A 19275-nucleotide genomic window follows, 5' to 3' on the forward strand; every position below is an offset into this window, starting at 1 on the left:
GTCATGCACACTTCCACTTTATTGCTCTATTTGATCGCAGTCAGCGCGGTGATGATCACGCCTGGCCCTTCCATGCTTTTGGCGCTGAACAATGGCGCTTGCTACGGCATGCGCGTGGCGCTGTGGGGCATGGCCGGCGCGGTGCTGTCTGATTTGCTGCTGATTGCTGCGGTGGGCTGCGGCCTGGGCGCGCTGTTGCAAACCTCCGAGCAGCTGTTCAGCGTGGTGAAATGGCTGGGCGCGGCGTATTTGCTGTATCTGGCCTGGGGCATGTGGCGCGCGCCGGCGCAGCCCTTGCGCGCCGAGGCGCTGGCCGGCGGCGGGCAGGGCGGTGCGGCGGCGTTCTGGCGGGCAGTGTTGGTTGGCTTGTCCAACCCCAAGGGCGTGCTGTTTTTCTCGGCTTTTTTGCCGCAATTCATCCGCCCGGATGCACCGATGGCCGAGCAATACCTGGTGCTGGCGCTGATCAGCGCGCTGGTGGATTGCCTGATGATGAGCTTGTACGCCTTTGGCGGCCGCCACGCCATGCGCACGTTTTCGGCCAGGGTGATGCGCGGGGTGAACCGTGGCTGCGCCGGCCTGCTGGCCGCCATGGCGGTGGGGCTGACTCTGTATCGGCGCAGCGATGCCGTTTAGGCCGATAAAACCATGTAATTCATAGGGTTAAATTCCACTCATCAAGCCCGGCCGGCTTGACGCCGGCCAGAGGGCTGCGGATAATCGCGGGTTTATTTCCTAGGGCGCTCCCACCGCCCGACGCAGCCCGACCATGTCTTTTTCCCCCGAGTTACTGTTGCCCGCCGGCACGCTGGACAAGATGCGCGCCGCCTACGATTTTGGCGCCGATGCGGTGTACGCCGGCCAGCCGCGCTACAGCCTGCGCGCGCGCAATAATGAGTTCAAGCTGGAGCAACTGGCCAGCGGCATTGCCGAGGCGCATGCGCGCGGCAAGAAATTTTACGTGGCTTCCAATCTGCTGCCGCACAACACCAAGGTGAAAACCTATCTGGCCGATATGGCGCCAGTCATCGCCATGCAGCCGGATGCGCTGATCATGGCCGACCCCGGCCTGATCATGATGGTGCGGGAAACCTGGCCCGACATCCCGGTGCACCTGAGCGTGCAGGCCAACACCGTCAACTATATGGGGGTGAAGTTCTGGCAGAAGCTGGGCGTGTCGCGCATTATCCTGTCGCGCGAGCTGAGCCTGGACGAGGTGGAAGAAATCCGCCAGCAGTGCCCGGATATCGAGCTGGAAGTGTTTGTGCACGGCGCGCTGTGCATTGCCTACTCGGGCCGCTGTTTGCTGTCGGGCTACTTTAACCACCGCGACCCCAACCAGGGCACCTGCACCAACGCCTGTCGCTGGGATTACCAGGTGCACGAGGCCAGCGAAGGCAGCGACAGCGGCGACGCGCAGCGCATTGACCTGGACTTCCAGCAGGCGCTGGACAGCGCCAACCAGCAGTTTGCCGCCTGTGGCGGCGCCGAGCGTCACCCGCTGGCCAATAAGGTGTATCTGATCGAAGAGCGCAGCCGGCCGGGCGAAACCATGCCGATCATGGAAGACGAGCATGGCACCTACATCATGAACAGCAAAGACTTGCGCGCGGTGGAGCATGTCGAGCGGCTGGTGAAGATGGGCATTGATTCGCTGAAGATCGAAGGCCGCACCAAGAGCTTGTATTACGTGGCGCGCACCGCCCAGGTGTATCGCCAGGCGATTGACGACGCCGTGGCCGGCCGGCCGTTTGATCTGGGCCTGCTGGCCGAGCTGGAAGGCCTGGCCAATCGCGGCTACACCGATGGCTTTTACGAGCGCCACCACACCCACGAATACCAGAATTACATGACCGGCCATTCGCAAGCCAAGCGCAGCCAGTATGTCGGCGATGTGCTGACCGTCGGCGCCGACGGCCGCGCGCGGGTGGAGGTGAAAAACCGCTTCGAGCGCGGCGACCGCCTGGAAGTGATTCAGCCTGGCGGCAACCATGAGATCATCGTCGGCGATATGCTGCGCGACGGCCATGGCCCGGTGGACGTGGCGGGCGGCAGCGGGGTGTATGTGGAAATGGACTTGGGACAGGTTCAACCAGGCGCGTTGCTGGCGAAAATTCTGCAATAGGTATTTCTACATAAAAAACGTGGTCAATGGCCACGTTTTTTATTTTTTGTGAAATCGTCACAGTAATCCGTGACCAGCGTGTGCAGTGGCATGGCTGCTGGCAAGCGGATTTGCAAGGGCAATCATGTTGCGGGGCAACGTAGTAAATTCTGGATTTTTTTTCAGCTTCATACCAGAATACGCCACAAGAACAGTCCCCGGCCGGCGCCATGCCGGACCGGGGATATCTCCGTCTTTCTCCGGCGCCGACTGGGGAACCGCCTGAATTGGGCGGGGGTCTGTCGTGGGAAGACGAATCCGTTTGATGTCAATTTGCATATGGCATCAAACAGGGCACAAAGAGGGAGTGCCCTGTTGCAGCGCACCATCAGGTGCATCAACAATAAAAACAGCAGGTTGGCCGAAACCGGGGCCGTCCCGGGTCTGGTGCGCGCATGCGCCGGGCTCGTGTCCGGTGGCGCAACGGCAATGCAGCACGCTTCTTTGGCGAGCCCGTGTGGCCCGCATGGTGAAGTCAGTGGCCATCGCATGCCGTGGCCAACCCTGCATGACCAGGACGGAGGAAAATAATGAATTGGTTCTGGCAAACCTATACATTGGTCGAGAAAACCTTCTGGAACTCGCTCAGCCGCAAGCTGTGCAGCTTTTTCTTCATCAGCTTGTTCCAACTGGGCTTTGTAGCCCTGTTATGGTTTTACTTCGGCGAAGTCCACCGCGTGCTGGAAGCCGCCCAGCTCAAACCTGACATCCTGCAAAGCCTGGAAACCACCATGAACCGCGCCCTGCAGGCCGTGGTGGCGCTGTGGTTTGTCTCGCTGGCCTTCATTGCCTTCATGGTCTGGTATCTGCGTTTTTTGATTGTCCGCCCCTTGCGCATGATCATTGGCATCTTCAATGAAATCGGTCAGGGTGAGGGCGATCTGTCGCGCGACATCCCGGCGATGACCTTTGACGAAATCCGCGAGCTGTCCGAATCCTACAACCGCTTTTTGCGCAAGATGCGCGAGATCATCAGCAATGTGCGGTTGATGACGGTGCGCATTGCCATGGATTCGGCGCGTTCGGCGGTCAATATCAATGATTCACTCGGCAGCGCGCGCAAGCAGGGCGAATTTGCTCGTGAGGTGCGCCAGTCCAGCGATGCCACCACGGCCGGCATCTCGCAGGTGTCCGAGCAAACCCAGGATATTTCTTACACCACCCAGGATAATCTGGCGGTGGCCAAATCTTCCTGCGCTGAGCTGCTGGATGTCACTGCGCGTATTGAGGCCGTCAGCCAGAAGGTCAACCGCTTTAACCAGACGGTGGAAGGCCTGAATCTGCGTTCAGCCAGCATCAAGCAGATTGTTGACCTGATCAAGGATATTTCCGACCAAACCAATCTGCTGGCGCTGAACGCGGCGATTGAGGCCGCCCGCGCGGGCGAGGCCGGGCGCGGCTTTGCCGTGGTGGCGGATGAAGTGCGTAAATTGGCCGAGCGGGTGAAAGTGGCCACGGATGAGATTTCGGAGAATATCGACGGCATGCTGCGCCTGGTGGGCAATACCCTGGACGAAACCGGGCAAATCACCAGCGATACCCGGCTGGCAAGCGAAACAGTCAGCAAAGCCACCCAGCATTTTGAAAAAATGGTGGTGGATTACGACAACACCGCGCGCAGCCTCACCGATATCGCCCGCACCATGGAGCAGTTCGCCGCCACCAACAAGCAGGTGAACCGCCATGTGTCGGACATCGACGAACTGAGCCAGCAAGTCACCGACAAGCTGCAACAAAGCCACAAGGTCTCCCAGGAGCTGTCGCATGCTTCCGAGCAGGTGCAAGAGCTGGTGTCGCGTTTCAGCGTTGGCGAGGGGGATTTTGATCACGCCATCAATCGCGCGCGCAGCTATCGGGAGATGCTGGAAAAACGCCTGCAAGAGATGGCTGACCGTGGAGTCAACCTGTTTGACCGCAATTACCGGCCGATTCCTGGCACCCAGCCAACCAAATACCACACCTGCTACGACGAAGAGTTCGAACGGGTGATGCAGCCGGATTACGACCGTCTGGTGGACGAAACCCCCGGCGGGCGCTTTGCCCTGTTGGTGGATGAAGGCGGCTATGCCCCCACGCACAATTCGTTCTACTCGAAAAAACCCACTGGCGACGCGCGCGTAGACCTGCTGCACAGCCGCGACAAGCGCATTTTCAACGACCCGGCCGGGCTGAAATCCGCCAGCAACACCTTGCCGTTCTTGCTGCAAACCTATGTGCGCGACACTGGCGAGGTGCTGTCGGAAATCTCGCTGCCGGTATTCATCAATAATCGCCACTGGGGTGCGCTACGGCTGGGTTTTGACACCACCCGCATGCTCACCCTCAGCGGACACCTGTAAACCTTGCCAAGGCGCGGTTCAGGCCGCCGTAAAAAGCCCATCGCCCGCCGTGGCTGACACCAGGCGGGCGATGGGCTTTTTCATGGCCAGGGCGACAGGCTTACTGCTGGCTGTCTTCACCGCCAGTGATCGGGCGCTGCACCACCTTGAAGCGCTGGCGCAGGCTTTCTACATAGGCCATGGCTTCAGCGTTGGACATTGCCTGACTCAGCATCTGGCGCAGGCGCGCCTGATCTTCCGGCTTGGCGGCCGGCGCCGGGGTCACCTTGCTGATGCGGTAGATCACATAGTCGCCAGTGTCGGTGGCGGCGCCAGCATAGGCCGGCAGTTTGGCCACCGGGGCAGAGAACACCACGCGTGCAGCGTCACGCGACAGGCTGACCGGCGCCTGACGTGACACCGTTTGCATCGGGCCCCAGCTTTCGCCAGCAGCCGCTTTACCGGCTTTCAGCGTGGCCAACAGGGTTTTGCCCTTCTCGCTGGCCAGTTCGGCGGCCTTGCTATCGGTCAGCGTCTGGCGAATGCTGGCGGCGACTTCTTCCAGCGGTTTTTGTGCTGCCGGCTTGTGCTCGGCCACGCGCACCACCACCAGCGTGCCCGGCGCCACTTCGATGGCTTCGCTATTGTGCTTGCCCTTCAGCACGTCGTCGCTGAACAAGGCGTCCAGCACTTTAGGATGGGCCAGCAGCGGGTTGGTCGGCTTGCTGTCACGCGCCAGCCAGTCGCTGGTTTCCAGCGGCAGCTTGAGCGTGTCGCTGGCGGCTTTCAGGCTGTCGGCTTGCTGATAGGCCAGCTCATTGAGTTTTTCCGCCTGCTCGCGCAGTGCGCCGGTGGCTTTTTGCTTTTGCAGGCGGGCGGTGACTTGCTCCTTGACGGCGGCAAAGTCCGGCTGCTTGATATCATCCAGACGCAGGATGTGATAACCAAAGTCGGTTTCCACCACGCCGCTCATCTCGCCCTTGGCCAGTTTGAACGCGGTGTCTTCAAACGGCTTGACCATCATACCCTTGGCAAAATAGCCCAGATCGCCGCCCTGGGCGGCCGAGCCAGGGTCTTGCGAGCGCGCGCGCGCCAGTTCGGCAAAACGGCCAGGATTGGTTTTCAGCTCTTTCAGCAGCGCTTCGGCCTGCTCGCGTGCCTTGGTGCGCGCAGCGGCGTCAGCATCCTTGCCGGCGGCAATCAGGATATGCGCCACCCGACGTTGTTCCGGCGCCAATTCGGCGCGGTGCTGTTCGAAATACTGGCGGATTTCTTCATCGCTGACCTTGATGCTGGCGGCCAGCTTGTCCTGGCTGAGCGTCACATACTGGGCGCGCACCATGTCCGGCGTCTGGAAACGCTTGTTCTGTGCGGTGTAATAGGCTTTCACCGCTTCGTCGTCAATCTTGACCTCAGTGGCAAACTGCTGCGGGCGCAGCACCCAGGCGCTGATCTCGCGCGACTGGCCAATCAGCTGGTGGACGCGCTCAATGCCGGCGTTGGATACCAGCGAAGAGCCGGCGATGCTGTCCAGCTGTTTTTGAATCAGCAAATCGTCGCCAATCATTTTCTCAAAGAGCGGCGCCGACAGGCCCTGGCTCTTCAAGAACAGCTCATATTGGGTTTTGCTGAACTTGCCGTTTTCTTGCAGGCCGGGGATGTCCAGAATCGCCCGCCGCAGTTCATCGGCGCTGACCACCAGGCCAGACGACCGGGCGTCCGCCAGCAGCAACTCTTTACGCACCAGGTTTTCCAGCACGCCTTGACGGGTAGCGGCGTCGGCCGGGCGGCCGTTGAGCGCGCGCTCGATATCCTGCTTGTAGATCTTGACACCATCCACCTTGGCCAGATAGGGGTCATCGGTAGCGGCGGTATAACTGCCCACACCAAAACCGACAAAGGTCAGCGCCACGCCGCCGAGCACAACTTTGATGAACAGGGAGTTTTTCTGGACAAAATCGAACATGGAACACAGCCCTCGAATGAGGCGACAATAAAAAAAAGGTGAACGCGCACGCGTTCACCTTTTGTATTCTCTGGCGGAGTGGACGGGACTCGAACCCGCGACCCCCGGCGTGACAGGCCGGTATTCTAACCAACTGAACTACCACTCCGCGCTTGGTGGGCGGTACTGGACTCGAACCAGTGACCCCTGCCGTGTGAAGGCAGTGCTCTACCAACTGAGACTAACCGCCCAGATCGGCTAACTGGATTGCTTCAACCAACCGAGAAAAAGATTATAGCGCATCTTTCAGCGTTTTACCAGCGCGAAATTTAGGAGATTTCGCTGCCGGGATGGTGATGGTTTCACCGGTTTTCGGATTGCGGCCGGTGCGCTCAGCGCGTTCGCCCACGTAGAAGCTGCCAAAGCCCACCAGCGTGACCGTATCGCCATTCTTCAGCGCTTGCGTCAGCGCTTCGACCATGCCGTCCAGGGCTTTGCCAGCGGCAGCCTTGGGAATGTCAGCCGACGCGGCCATGGCATCGATCAGTTCGGATTTGTTCACTGTTGTCCCCTTTACGAGAATTGTGAGCTTGCGCACACAGCATTCATTAAAATCTTCCGGCTTTATAGCAAGCGGCAAATCCTTGTGTCAAGCGGCTTTGCCGGCTTATTCCAGACGGATGGAAGCATTTTTATGCGACTGCCTGCCCGGGTGTGCTCATGCTGCAACGCAAGAAACACACCGGGCAGGGTAGCAACAAATTAGCCAATCAGTGCGTGACCGGACGAGCGGCGGGCAGTTCGTCGGCTTTGGCAGGAATCGTGCCAACGTCATCCTCATCCACCAGCGGGGTCGGGCTGTGCTCCAGCGCCAGGGCAAACACCTCTTCAATCCACTTCACCGGGTGAATTTCCAGCTTTTTCTTGATGGAATCAGGGATTTCCGCCAAATCCTTGATATTGCCCTTGGGAATCAGCACATGCTTGATGCCGCCACGCTGGGCCGCCAGCAGTTTTTCCTTCAGGCCACCAATCGGCAACACCTCGCCGCGCAGGGTGATTTCGCCGGTCATCGCCACATCGGCACGCACCGGAATGCCGGTCAGCGACGAGGTGATGGCGGTGACAATGCCAATACCGGCCGACGGACCATCCTTGGGCGTGGCGCCTTCGGGCAGGTGAATGTGGATATCGTTCTTTTCGTAAAAATCTTTGGCAATGCCCAGGCTGCGTGCCCGACGGCGCACCACGCTCATGGCGGCGGTGATGGATTCCTGCATCACTTCACCCAACTGGCCGGTACGGATGATGGTGCCCTTGCCCGGCAAACCCACCGCCTCGATGGTCAGCAATTCGCCGCCCACTTCGGTCCACGCCAGGCCAGTGACCTGGCCGACCTGATTGGCTTCTTCCGCCAGACCGTAATCGTAGCGGCGCACACCCAGGTATTTGTCCAGATTCTTGGCGTTGACGGTAACGCGGGTCGGCTTGGCTGCGGCTTTTTTGCCTTGTTGCGCCTTCACCACCTTGCGGCAGATCTTGTTCAGCTCGCGGTCCAGGCTGCGCACGCCGGCTTCGCGGGTGTAATAGCGCACGATGTCGCGCACGGCGGACTCTTGCACCGCCAGCTCGGCTTCGCTCAGGCCGGTGTTCTTCATCTGCTTGGGCAAGAGATAGCGCTCGGCGATGGCGATTTTTTCGTCTTCGGTATAGCCGGACAGCCGGATGATTTCCATGCGATCCAGCAGCGCCGGCGGGATATTCATCGAGTTGGCGGTGGCGACAAACATCACGTCGGACAGGTCGTATTCTACCTCGGCGTAATGGTCCACAAAGGTGGCGTTTTGTTCTGGATCAAGCACCTCCAGCAGCGCCGACGACGGATCACCACGGAAATCCGCGCCCATTTTGTCCACTTCGTCGAGCAGGAACAGCGGGTTTTTCACCCCGACCTTGGTCATGTTTTGCAGCACCTTGCCCGGCATCGAGCCGATATAGGTGCGGCGGTGGCCGCGAATCTCGGCCTCGTCGCGCACGCCGCCCAGCGCCATGCGCACAAACTGACGGTTGACCGCGCGGGCAATCGACTGCCCCAGCGAGGTCTTGCCCACGCCGGGCGGGCCGACCAGGCACAGAATCGGCGCCTTGAGCTTGTCCACGCGCTGCTGCACGGCGAGATACTCGACAATGCGCTCTTTGACCTTGTCCAGGCCAAAGTGGTCTTCGTCGAGCACGGTTTCAGCGTGTTCCAGGTCTTTGCTGATCTTGGTTTTTTTCTTCCACGGCAGCTCGATCAGCGTTTCGATGTAGTTGCGCACCACGGTAGCTTCGGCCGACATCGGCGACATCATGCGCAGCTTGCGCAGTTCGCTATTGGCCTTGTCGCGGGCTTCTTTGCTCATGCCCGCCGTTTTGATTTTTTTCTCCAGCTCGTCCAGGTCAGAGCTTTCATCCTCTTCGCCCAGTTCGCGCTGAATGGCTTTCACCTGCTCATTCAGGTAGTAATCGCGCTGGCTTTTTTCCATTTGCCGTTTGACCCGGCCACGGATGCGCTTTTCTACCTGCAGGATGTCGATTTCTGATTCCAGCTGGGCCAGCAGGTGCTCCAGCCGGGTTTTGATGTCGGCCATTTCCAGCACATCCTGCTTTTGCTCCAGTTTCAGCGGCAGTTGTGCGGCGATGGTATCGGCCAGACGGCCAGCCTTGTCGATGGCGGACAGCGAGGACAGGATTTCAGGCGGGATTTTCTTGTTGAGTTTGACGAACTGCTCAAACTGACCGATCAGCGCGCGGCGCATGGCCTCGGTTTCGGTGTTTTCCTTGCCTTCGGCCGGCAGCGGGGTGATTTCGCCGACAAAATAGCCGGCGTCTTCATTGATGTGATTCACACTGGCGCGCTGGCGGCCTTCCACCAGCACTTTCACCGTGCCATCAGGCAGCTTGAGCAGTTGCAGCACGGTGGCCACCGTGCCCAGCGCGTACAGATCGTCTGCGGAGGGCTCGTCCTTGGAGGCGGATTTTTGCGCCAGCAGCAGGATCTGCTTGTCGGATTCCATGGCCTTTTCCAGCGCCTTGATGGACTTGGGGCGCCCGACGAACAGGGGGATGACCATATGCGGAAACACCACCACGTCGCGCAATGGCAGAAGCGGCAGGCTGGTGTCCTCGGTCAGCAATTCGGTAGTAGACATGGTATCGACCTGTAAAAATAGCGGGGCAATGCAAGGCTAGATGGGGCAAGCATGCGTGAAATCAAGCCCGCCGGCAAGATTCGCCGTTGTCATGCACCGAGGGCTGGCATAAAAAAACCGCTCGCCGGCCTGGCGAGCGGTTGCGTGCGCGGGCATCTGCCTGAAATCAGGCCGATTGCGCCACCGGCTCGGCGTCGGCGTGAATCAGCAGAGGAGCAGAGCCCTTGTCGATCACGGTTTCGTCCACCACCACCTGCACGACATTCTGCAAGGAAGGCAGATCGTACATGGTATCCAGCAGCGCGCGCTCCAGAATCGAGCGCAGACCGCGGGCGCCAGTCTTGCGGGCCAATGCCTGTTTGGCGATGGCGCGCAGGGCCGATGGTCGGATTTCCAACTCGGTTTGTTCCATTTCAAACAACTTCTGGAACTGTCGCACCAAAGCGTTCTTCGGCTCGGTCAGGATGGTGACCAGCGCTTCCTCGTCCAGCTCGTCCAGCATGGCGATGACCGGCAGGCGACCAATGAACTCGGGGATCAGGCCAAATTTGATCAGATCTTCCGGTTCGGTTTCCTGCAAGACCTTGCCCACCGCGCGCCCGTCATCCTTGGAGTACACATCGGCGCCAAAGCCGATGCCACCCTTTTGCGAACGGTTGCGGATGATCTTTTCCAGACCATCAAATGCGCCGCCGCAGATGAACAGGATATTGGTGGTGTCCACCTGGATGAATTCCTGGTTGGGATGCTTGCGCCCGCCTTGCGGCGGAATCGACGCCACCGTGCCTTCCACCAGCTTGAGCAGGGCTTGCTGCACGCCTTCGCCCGAGACATCGCGGGTGATGGACGGGTTGTCCGACTTGCGCGAAATCTTGTCGATTTCGTCAATATAGATGATGCCGCGCTGGGCGCGGTCCACATCGTAGTCGCACTTTTGCAGCAGCTTGGCGATGATGTTTTCCACATCTTCGCCCACATAGCCGGCTTCGGTCAGCGTGGTGGCGTCGGCCATCACAAAAGGCACATCCAGCAGGCGGGCCAGGGTTTGTGCCAGCAAGGTTTTGCCGGAGCCGGTCGGGCCAATCAGCAAAATATTGCTCTTGGCCAGCTCGACATCGCCCGGCGCCAGCTTGGTTTCCAGGCGCTTGTAGTGGTTGTACACCGCCACTGCCAGCGCTTTTTTGGCGCCATCCTGGCCAATCACGTACTGGTCGAGCGTGCCGCGCAGCTGATGCGGCGTGGGCAGCGGCGCGCGCTTGCCCTCACCCGGCTCGCCAGGGGCGGGCGAGGTGATCTGCTCTTCATGCAGGATATCGTTGCACAGCTCGACGCATTCGTCGCAGATATACACCTGCGGGCCCTGAATCAGCTTTTTGACTTCATGCTGACTCTTGCCGCAGAACGAGCAGTACAGCAGCTTGTCGCTGGATTTGTTGTCAGACATCACTTGATCCGTTAGGCGGCGGCTTGCCGGTTGGGGAGCACTTTGTCCACCAGGCCATAGGCCAGGGCGGCGTCAGCGCTCATGAAATTGTCGCGGTCGGTGTCGCGCTCGATCACCTCCAGCGGCTGGCCAGTGTGATCGGCCAGCATCTTGTTCAGGCGTTCCTTCAGGTACAGGATTTCCTTGGCGTGGATTTCAATATCCGAGGCCTGGCCCTGATAGCCGCCCAGCGGCTGATGGATCATCACCCGCGAATTGGGCAGCGAGAAGCGCTTGCCCTTGGCGCCGGCCGACAGCAGGAAGGCGCCCATGCTGCACGCCTGGCCGATGCACAAGGTGGAGACATCCGGCTTGATGAAGTTCATCGTGTCGTAGATCGACATGCCGGCGGTCACCGAGCCGCCCGGCGAATTGATGTACAGCGAGATGTCCTTGTCCGGGTTTTCCGATTCAAGAAACAGCAGCTGCGCCACCACCAGATTGGCCGATTCATCGGTTACCGGCCCGACCAGGAACACAATGCGTTCCTTGAGCAGGCGCGAGTAAATGTCAAAGGCGCGTTCGCCACGACCACTTTGCTCGACAACCATCGGAACGAGGCCCAGATTCTGCGGCCCCGACATATTGTTCAGCCAACCTGGCAGTGTATGCATCAGTTATTCCCCATCAATTCTTCAAACGGAACGGCTTGTTCGTTGACTTTAGCCTGCGACAGCACAAAAGCCACCACATTGTCTTCCAGCACCACCGAGGCCGGGCCGTCCAGGCGTTCCGGGCTGGCGTAGTACCAGTCGATCACTTCCTGCGGGTTTTCGTAGCTTTCAGCCTGCTCGGTGATGAAAGCCTTGACTTGTTCCGGGGTGGCGCTCAGCGAGTGCTTCTCCACCACCTCAGCAAGAATCAGGCCCAGCGACACGCGACGCTTGGCTTGCTCTTCAAACAGTTCGCGCGGCAGCGGCATGTCCTTCATTTGGGCGCCATAGCCGCGCTGCATCATGTCTTCACGAGCCTGTTGCATCAGACGGCCGATTTCCATGTCGATCAGCGACTTGGGCAGTTCGATCGGGGTGACGTCCAGCAGGGCCTGCATCACGCCTTCCTTGACGCGGGCTTGCAGGCGGCGCTTGGCTTCGCGGGTGACGTTCTTGCTGATTTCGTCACGCATCTTGGCCACGTCGCCGTCGGCCACGCCCAGGTTCTTGGCAAAATCGGCGTCCACTTCCGGAAGTTGCGGCTCGGCGACATTTTTCAAGGTGATGGCGAACACGGCTTGTTTGCCGGCCACATCTTTACCGTGGTAGTCCTCCGGGAAGTTCAGCGGCACATCCTTGGTTTCGCCTTCGCTCATGCCGGTCACGCCGGTTTCGAATTCCGGCAGCATCTGGCCTTCGCCCAGCACAAAGGAGTAGTTGTCGGCGCTGCCGCCGGCAAAGGCCTCACCGTCGATGGTGCCCTTGAAGTCGATGGTCACGCGGTCGCCAGCCTGGGCGGCGCGTTCAGCGTGGTTGAAGCGGGTGCGCTGCTTGCGCAGGATGTCGATGGTCTTGTCGATTTCGGCTTCGGTCACATCGCAGGTGGCCTTGGCGATTTCCTGGCCAGACAAATCACCCACGGTGACTTCCGGGTAGACTTCGAACACGGCGGAGAAGGTGAACGACTCGCCGGTGGCGGTTTGGTTGTCAAACGGCTCGAAGCGCGGGTAGCCGGCGATGTCGATTTTTTGTTCCTGGATGGCCTTGGCGAAGCTCTTTTGCACTTCTTCGCCCAGCACGTCTTCACGCACTTGTGCGCCATAGTTCTGCTCGACGATCTTCAGCGGGGCCTTGCCCGGACGGAAGCCCTGCACCTTGGCGGTGCGCGCCACGCGTTGCAGGCGTTGGGCCACCTGGGCGTCGATGTCGGCCATCGGCAGGGTGATATTCAGGCGGCGTTCCAGTGCGCCAAGCGTTTCGAGCTGAACTTGCATTGTTTGGGTCCTTCGAGGAAAGTGATAAGCGCGCTGCCACGCCAAGACGCCGTCCGGTCTGGACGGCGTCTTGGCGCATGCGTTGTTCTGGTGCGAGAGAAGGGACTCGAACCCTTACACCTTTCGGCGCTGGAACCTAAATCCAGTGCGTCTACCAATTCCGCCACCCTCGCTAAAGGAAGACCGTATACTTCGGCCCGAACGAGCCGGAAACACACGGTTAGCCGTCAAGGATACATGAACCGGCTTTTTGCTGACAAGCCAGCTGTGACAAGGCCGGAACTTGTCGCCCGCGCCACGGTCTGTTGAACACCGCAGCCAACGCGGGATCGTCAGCATGCCAATTGCTTGACGCATCGCGGGTTTTTCAGGCTACACTGCAAGACAAGCGCATTGCGCGCCCTTGCTTACACACAAATACACGGAGAATGTCACCATGTACACCCAGTTGTCTTCAGCCTCTGCCAGTTCGACACTGGCTGCAAGCCGCAACAAGGTCATGCGCAATACCTACTGGCTCTTGGCGCTCAGTCTGCTGCCCACGCTGGTCGGGGCACTGATCGGCGTGCAGATGAATTTCGGCTTCATGCGCGCCAGCCCGATTGTCTCCAGCCTGCTGATGATGGTGGTGCTGTACGGCATGATGTTCGCCATCGAGAAAAACCGCTACAGCAGTCTGGGTGTCGGCCTGATGCTGGGCTTCACCTTCCTGATGGGCCTGTTGCTTGGCCCCTTGCTGCAAGTGGCCTTGTCGTTGCGCAACGGCGGTCAGCTGATTGCCATGGCGGCAGGCACCACCTCGTTGGCCTTTTTTGTGCTGGCCGGCATTGCCAGCACCACCAAGCATGATCTGAGCTTTTTGTCCAAGTTCATCACCGTTGGCGCTGTGGTGCTACTGGCGGCGATGGTTGCCAACATCTTCCTGAAGCTGCCGGCGCTGTATCTGGCCTTGAACGTGGGTTTCATCCTGTTCTCGTCAGCGGTGATCCTGTATCAGATCAAGGAAGTGGTGGACGGTGGTGAAGACAGCTACATCTCGGCCACGCTGACCCTGTATGTCAGTTTGTACAATATCTTCTCCAGCCTGCTGCAACTGCTGATGGCCTTTGGCGGCGACCGCGACTGATCCCACTCGCTGATTCATCGCACCAAGCCCTGAACACGCCCGCCCCGCTTTGCCGGGGCGGGCGTGTTTTCGTCGTGTGCAATCCGGGGTACGCTAAGCGCTGCTCACCAGACTCAGCGAAGCGGATCTTAAAGAGCGGCTAACAAAACTCAGCGAAGCGATCCTGGCTAGGCGCACGACCGCAGACAGTACGGGTAGGCAACAACGCCAGGAGGGTTTTGTTAGCCGCTCTACACCCGTCGCACGCGTGCATCACCACTCGGGCCGGTTTGGTGAGCGGCTCTCGACAAATTGAATTGCTAAGTTATGACCCCCATCACCTTTGCTTCCTTGCCCTTATCCGCTGCCAGCCTGCTGCTGGACACCGCCATCGCCCACGCCGAGTCGCTGCAACTGCGTGTTTCTGTTGCCGTGGTGGATCACGCCGGCCACCTGTTGGGCTTCAAGCGCATGCCTGGCGCCGCGCTGCACACCATCAACATCGCCCAGGACAAAGCCTATAGCGCCGTCAGCTTTGGCCGTCCCACCGGCGATTGGGCGGCGCGGCTGGCCGGACAATCCGACATGCTGCGCCACGGGCTGATGCTGCGCGAGCGCTTTGTCGGCTTTGCCGGCGGCCTGCCAGTGCTGCTGGATGACGCCCGGCTCGGAGCGATAGGCGTGTCTGGCGGCAGCGAGACACAAGACCTTGCCTGTGCCGAGGCCGCACTGGCCGTGCTGGCCACGGCCTGGCGCCGCAACGCTGCTGCATTGCCTGGCTGAATCCAGTACCATGCCGCCAGGCATCGCCAGGCTTAATTGGCGCTGCACCGGAACAGGTCTGCGCTGGATCAACTTTTCCGCAGACCCTGGCGAACTTGCGTGCACTCAGTAAGTCTACTGAGCAGATCATCCACCTATCTGGCAGGATGGCAGGCGCCGCCCGCCCGTGGCTACACGGCGAGGACGGCCGCCAAGGCTGGCCTTTGCCGACGCGCGCGCCATCGGTGCGCGACGGTCTGCTGCTGGCGTTGCGCGCAGTCAACTGAATAATAAAATCAAGCAGATGCGCCTATGTGCATCTGGCAAGATCTGGGGCCATGCCAAGGCATGGCTGGCGCCACGACGGGAGCCACTTATCGCATGAGCGAACGGGATATTGACCAGCAATTGGTCAGCCGGGCGCAGCGGGGAGACAAGCGGGCTTTTGATTTTCTGGTAAACAAATACCAGCGCCGGCTGGCGCGTCTGTTGTCGCGGTTCATCCGCGACCCGGCGGAAATCGAAGATGTCACCCAGGAAGCCTTCATCAAGGCGTATCGCGCCTTGCCAAGCTTTCGCGGAGACAGCGCGTTTTATACCTGGCTGTACCGTATCGGCATCAATACGGCAAAAAACTATCTCTCGGCATCGGGCAAGCGCCCGCTGCTGAGTGGGGATTACGAGGATGAAGACGGCGACACGGTGGATCTTTCCGCCCAGGTGCCCGATCTGAACACCCCGGAAACCGAATACATGAACCGGCAAATCGTCGAGACGGTCAATCGTGCTGTCGAGGCACTGCCGGAAGAGCTGCGCATGGCGATCACCCTGCGCGAAATGGAAGGCATGAGCTACGAAGACATCGCCCTGGCCATGGATTGCCCGATCGGCACCGTGCGCTCGCGGATTTTCCGCGCCCGCGAGGCGATTTCTGCCCAGCTCAAACCGTTGTTGGACACGGCCAAGAACAAAAGGTGGTGAAGCATGAACGAACAATTCTCTGCGCTGGTGGATGGTGAGTTGGACGGCAAAGAGGGTGACGCCCTGCTGGCGCGGCTGAAAGCCGATACCGAGCTGCAGGATGGCTGGGACCACTATCACCTGATTGGCGATGCCATGCGCCAGAACCGTCAACTGGACATCAACATCACCGCCGCCGTGCATGCACGTCTGGCCGACGAGCCCACCGTGCTGGCTCCAGCCGCCCTGCCGCAACCGGCCAGCCGCAACCGCCGCGCTTCACGCTGGGTCAGTCTGGCCCTGGCAGCCAGTGCTGCGCTGGTGGCGGTGATTGTCGGCGTGCAGTCGGACAACCTCAGCGAAGACGCACAACTGGCCAGTGCCGTGCTCAGCACGCCGGCGCCCGAGGCCGTGCAAACGCTGGCCATGGCGCCGGCCGCCCCGGAAGCGCCGGCCAATAACCCGTATATGCAGGCGCATCAAGAGTCGGTGTCTAATCCGTATCTGATGACGGCTTCGTACAGCAGTGAGGGCCGTCGTTGATGCACAGACAGGTTTTGGCATGGACGGCCTGGCTGGCGATGGCGCCGGCCTGGGCGGCTTCGGTATTGCCCGACGGCGAGGCTCAGCAACTGCTCAAGCGCTATGTCGGCGCAGTGCGCCAGCAAAGCTATGCGGGCGTATATCTGCATCAAGTGGGCGGCTCGGTGGAGTCCTACCGGCTGGCGCACAGCCACGAAGGCGGTATCTGGCGGGAAAAGCGCGAATCACTGGACGGTGTGCGCTGGGAGTTGATCCGCCAGGGCAATGAGCTGACTGCCTACGGTGCCGATACCCATGCGCTGGCCGAGGCCAAGCTCTCCACCCAGCGCATGTTTCCGGAACTGCTGCCGGATAATCCTGCCGAGCTGACCACGGTGTACAGCGTACGCCAACTGGAACACGATCGCGTGGCCGGCTACGACTGCAACTGGACAGTCCTGGAGCCGCGTGACAATGCTCGCTATGCGTATCACTTTTGCATCGAAGACAAAACCAGCCTGCCGCTACGCATCAGCGTAATCAACGGCCGGCGCGAAGTGATCGAGCAATTCACCTTCAGCCAGCTCAGCATCGGCCCTGTGCGCGATAAAAACGCGTTTCGCCCCACCTTCGACCAGCAGCATCCGATCATGCCGGCCGGCGGCAATCTGGAGGACGGCCGCGCCGACCGCCCGGAGATCAAAGTCACACCAGCGGGCTTTCGTCTGTTGCGCGATGTGCGCCGCACCATGAGCGGACGCAGCCAACCGGTGCGCCACTTGGTGTATAGCGACGGCCTGGCCAGTTTCTCGGTGTTCATCGAGCCGGGGGTGGCCGCCAACCGTTCACGCCTGGCCGGGTATTTTGCTCGTGGCGCGCTGCGCGCCTACAGCCGGCCGGTGGGCGACACCCTGGTAACGGTGGTGGGCGATCTGCCTGACGCCACCATTCAGTCGATTGCCAACTCGGTGCAACTCAAGCCATGATCGAAGCTGAAGCCCGCGTGCTACGCTGCGACGGTGAGCAAGCCTGGGTGGAGCTGCGCCCGCACACCCCGTGCGGGCACTGCGACCCACAGCGCGGCTGCCGCTCGCTGAGCCTGGCGCGCGCGTTTCACACCGGCCAATCGGCGTTTGCCGTGGCCAACCCTTTGTCCGCGCAAGCGGGCGACTGGGTGGTGGTGGCCGCCCGCGCCGACAGCGTGCGCCACAGCGCGCTGTTGCTGTATGGCGCGCCGCTGGCCGCCCTGCTGGCCGGCGCCTTGCTGGGCGCGCCGCTGGGCGAGGGCTGGTCGATGGCGCTGTCGGGCCTGGGCCTGGCCGCCAGCCTGCTGGCGCTGGCCTGGCACGCCCGCCGCGCCGCCGGCCTGGACGCCCATCGGCCGGTGATTACCCGTTTGCTTTCTCAACCTTCCTCAACTGCTCGGAACGTCTCCTCATGTCAACACGCACGCTCTCCCGGCGACTGGTCAGCCTGACGCTGACTGTGGGCATGTTGCTCAGCGCCGTGGCCCACGCCGCCCGCGATTTACCCGACTTTACCCGCCTGGTGGAAAGCCAGGGCCGCACCGTGGTCAATATCAGCACCACGCAAACGGTCAAGACCGTGGCCGGCCCATTTGGCGATGACGCCGCCAATGATTTGTTTTCGGAATTCTTCCGCCGCTTTGGCGTGCCCGGCGGCGGCCAGCCGCGCGAGCAACAGCAAAGCTCGCTGGGCTCGGGCTTTTTGATTTCTGCCGACGGCTACATCATGACCAACGCCCATGTGGTGGCCAAGGCCGATGAAATCACCGTCAGCACCACTGACAAGCGCGAATACAAGGCCAAATTGGTCGGCGCCGACACCCGCACCGATGTGGCCGTGCTGAAAATCGACGGCCACAGCCTGCCCACCGTCAGCCTGGGCAACCCCTCCCTGCTCAAGCCGGGCGAATGGGTAGTGGCGATTGGCTCGCCGTTTGGTTTTGACAATTCAGTGACTGCCGGCATTGTCTCGGCCAAGGGCCGCCAGCTGCCGGGCGACGCCTATGTGCCGTTTATCCAGACCGATGTGGCGGTGAATCCGGGGAATTCCGGCGGGCCGCTGTTCAATCTGGATGGCCAGGTGGTGGGCATCAACTCGCAGATTTACAGCCGTTCCGGCGGCTTTATGGGCATTTCTTTCGCCATCCCGATTGATGTCGCCATGCAGGTGGCCGACCAGCTCAAGGCGCATGGCCGGGTCAGCCGCGCGGTGATTGGCGTCTCGGTGCAAGAGCTCAGCCGCGATCTGGCCGCCTCATTTGGCCTGAGCCGCCCCAGCGGCGCGCTGATCAACAGCGTGCAGCCCGGCAGCCCGGCCGACAAAGCGGGCCTGAAATCTGGTGATATTATGCTGCAAGTGGGCGGCAAACCAGTAGAAAACGCCAGCGATATGGCGCGGCTGATCAGCAGCGCACGCCCTGGCCAGCCGCTGGCGCTGGAAATCTGGCGCAACAAGGCCAGCCGTACGCTGACGGTCACCCCGAATGAAATGAGCGAGCAAGCCAGCGAGCGCCAAGGGCGCAACCGCCAACCCAACGCCGCACCCGCGCTGACCGGGCTGAACATGAGCTTGAGCGAGCTGAGCCCGGCGCAACTGCGCGCCCTGCGCATCTCTTACGGCCTGATGGTGCAGCGCGTGCAAGGCCTGGCCGCCCGCGCGGGTGTGCAACCTGGCGATGTGATTGTCGGCGTCAACAACAGCACGCTGACCAGCGCCGAGCAGTTCCGCGAGCAGGTGGCCGCCGCCAAAGCCGGCGACACCCTGGCGCTGCGTCTGATTCGTGACGGCAACACGCTGTTTGTTGCCGTGCCGGTGGCCGAAAAATAAACCCGCCCCGCCGCCCGCCATGGCCCGCCCATGGCGGGCCTGTTT

The 19275-nt window shown here is 60.9% G+C and carries 17 protein-coding genes and 3 tRNA genes; 10 read left to right on the top strand and 10 right to left on the bottom strand.

From position 1 onward, the window contains the following. Positions 1 to 3: 3 nt before the first annotated feature. Positions 4 to 636 (top strand): LysE family translocator, encoded by a 633-nt coding sequence (locus tag DFR34_RS00795; RefSeq protein WP_110389462.1) that lies wholly within the window; start codon positions 4 to 6, stop codon positions 634 to 636. A 133-nt stretch (positions 637 to 769) separates the two neighbouring features. After that, positions 770 to 2125 carry a prephenate-dependent tRNA uridine(34) hydroxylase TrhP gene (trhP, locus tag DFR34_RS00800; protein ID WP_110389248.1) on the top strand — a complete coding sequence of 452 codons (1356 nt, stop codon included), beginning with the start codon at positions 770 to 772 and terminating at the stop codon, positions 2123 to 2125. Positions 2126 to 2182: 57 nt separating this feature from the next. Here trhP and DFR34_RS16695 read toward each other — a convergent pair whose 3' ends face one another. Continuing rightward, complete coding sequence (locus tag DFR34_RS16695; protein ID WP_146215021.1) at positions 2183 to 2443, bottom strand: hypothetical protein; 261 nt, start codon at positions 2441 to 2443, stop codon at positions 2183 to 2185. A 251-nt stretch (positions 2444 to 2694) separates the two neighbouring features. Here DFR34_RS16695 and DFR34_RS00805 point away from each other — a divergent pair, with 251 nt between their 5' ends. Then, complete coding sequence (locus DFR34_RS00805) at positions 2695 to 4503, top strand: methyl-accepting chemotaxis protein (RefSeq protein ID WP_110389249.1); 1809 nt, start codon at positions 2695 to 2697, stop codon at positions 4501 to 4503. 100 nt (positions 4504 to 4603) lie between these two features. Here the strand turns inward: DFR34_RS00805 and DFR34_RS00810 are convergent, their stop codons facing one another. The 9 genes from DFR34_RS00810 to DFR34_RS00850 form a co-directional block, all read right to left on the bottom strand. Next, positions 4604 to 6448, bottom strand: a complete 1845-nt coding sequence (locus DFR34_RS00810) for a SurA N-terminal domain-containing protein (protein WP_110389250.1) — start codon at positions 6446 to 6448, stop codon at positions 4604 to 4606. Between the two features lie 71 nt (positions 6449 to 6519). Then, positions 6520 to 6596 (bottom strand) — tRNA-Asp (locus DFR34_RS00815). A gap of 5 nt (positions 6597 to 6601) precedes the next feature. Then, a tRNA-Val gene (locus tag DFR34_RS00820) sits at positions 6602 to 6678 on the bottom strand. 41 nt (positions 6679 to 6719) lie between these two features. Beyond that, on the bottom strand, positions 6720 to 7010 hold the full coding sequence (locus DFR34_RS00825; RefSeq protein ID WP_273479695.1) for an HU family DNA-binding protein: 291 nt from the start codon (positions 7008 to 7010) through the stop codon (positions 6720 to 6722). A 187-nt stretch (positions 7011 to 7197) separates the two neighbouring features. Beyond that, a complete protein-coding gene (gene lon / locus DFR34_RS00830) occupies positions 7198 to 9618 on the bottom strand; it encodes an endopeptidase La (RefSeq protein WP_110389252.1) in 2421 nt (806 codons plus the stop codon). Positions 9619 to 9784: 166 nt separating this feature from the next. Next, positions 9785 to 11062 carry an ATP-dependent Clp protease ATP-binding subunit ClpX gene (clpX, locus tag DFR34_RS00835; RefSeq protein ID WP_110389253.1) on the bottom strand — a complete coding sequence of 426 codons (1278 nt, stop codon included), beginning with the start codon at positions 11060 to 11062 and terminating at the stop codon, positions 9785 to 9787. 11 nt (positions 11063 to 11073) lie between these two features. Continuing rightward, entirely contained in the window at positions 11074 to 11715 is a 642-nt protein-coding gene (gene clpP / locus DFR34_RS00840) for an ATP-dependent Clp endopeptidase proteolytic subunit ClpP (RefSeq protein ID WP_110389254.1), read from the bottom strand. Then, positions 11715 to 13028, bottom strand: a complete 1314-nt coding sequence (gene tig / locus DFR34_RS00845) for a trigger factor (protein WP_110389255.1) — start codon at positions 13026 to 13028, stop codon at positions 11715 to 11717. Before tig ends, clpP begins: the two co-directional genes overlap by 1 nt. An 88-nt stretch (positions 13029 to 13116) precedes the next feature. Continuing rightward, positions 13117 to 13201: transfer RNA gene (locus tag DFR34_RS00850), tRNA-Leu, on the bottom strand. Positions 13202 to 13527: 326 nt separating this feature from the next. Here DFR34_RS00850 and DFR34_RS00855 point away from each other — a divergent pair. From DFR34_RS00855 to DFR34_RS00885, 7 genes are all read left to right on the top strand, one after another. Then, positions 13528 to 14154 carry a Bax inhibitor-1 family protein gene (locus DFR34_RS00855; protein ID WP_245906775.1) on the top strand — a complete coding sequence of 209 codons (627 nt, stop codon included), beginning with the start codon at positions 13528 to 13530 and terminating at the stop codon, positions 14152 to 14154. Between the two features lie 306 nt (positions 14155 to 14460). Beyond that, positions 14461 to 14916, top strand: coding sequence for a GlcG/HbpS family heme-binding protein (locus DFR34_RS00860; protein ID WP_110389257.1), 456 nt, complete (start codon positions 14461 to 14463; stop codon positions 14914 to 14916). Positions 14917 to 15276: 360 nt separating this feature from the next. After that, the gene (rpoE, locus tag DFR34_RS00865; RefSeq protein ID WP_110389258.1) at positions 15277 to 15876 is read left to right on the top strand and encodes an RNA polymerase sigma factor RpoE; all 600 of its coding nucleotides are present in this window, start codon (positions 15277 to 15279) and stop codon (positions 15874 to 15876) included. A 3-nt stretch (positions 15877 to 15879) separates the two neighbouring features. After that, positions 15880 to 16398, top strand: coding sequence for a sigma-E factor negative regulatory protein (locus DFR34_RS00870; protein ID WP_110389259.1), 519 nt, complete (start codon positions 15880 to 15882; stop codon positions 16396 to 16398). Further along, positions 16398 to 17363: a MucB/RseB C-terminal domain-containing protein gene (locus DFR34_RS00875; protein WP_110389260.1), complete on the top strand. Its 966-nt coding sequence runs from the start codon at positions 16398 to 16400 to the stop codon at positions 17361 to 17363. Before DFR34_RS00870 ends, DFR34_RS00875 begins: the two co-directional genes overlap by 1 nt. Next, entirely contained in the window at positions 17360 to 17854 is a 495-nt protein-coding gene (locus tag DFR34_RS00880; protein WP_110389261.1) for a SoxR reducing system RseC family protein, read from the top strand. The genes DFR34_RS00875 and DFR34_RS00880 overlap by 4 nt, the downstream gene beginning before the upstream one ends. Beyond that, positions 17815 to 19230, top strand: a complete 1416-nt coding sequence (locus tag DFR34_RS00885) for a DegQ family serine endoprotease (RefSeq protein WP_110389262.1) — start codon at positions 17815 to 17817, stop codon at positions 19228 to 19230. Before DFR34_RS00880 ends, DFR34_RS00885 begins: the two co-directional genes overlap by 40 nt. Positions 19231 to 19275 lie beyond the last annotated feature (45 nt).

The sequence above is a fragment of the Rivihabitans pingtungensis genome, from assembly GCF_003201855.1.
GTDB classification, from domain to species: Bacteria; Pseudomonadota; Gammaproteobacteria; order Burkholderiales; family Aquaspirillaceae; genus Rivihabitans; species Rivihabitans pingtungensis.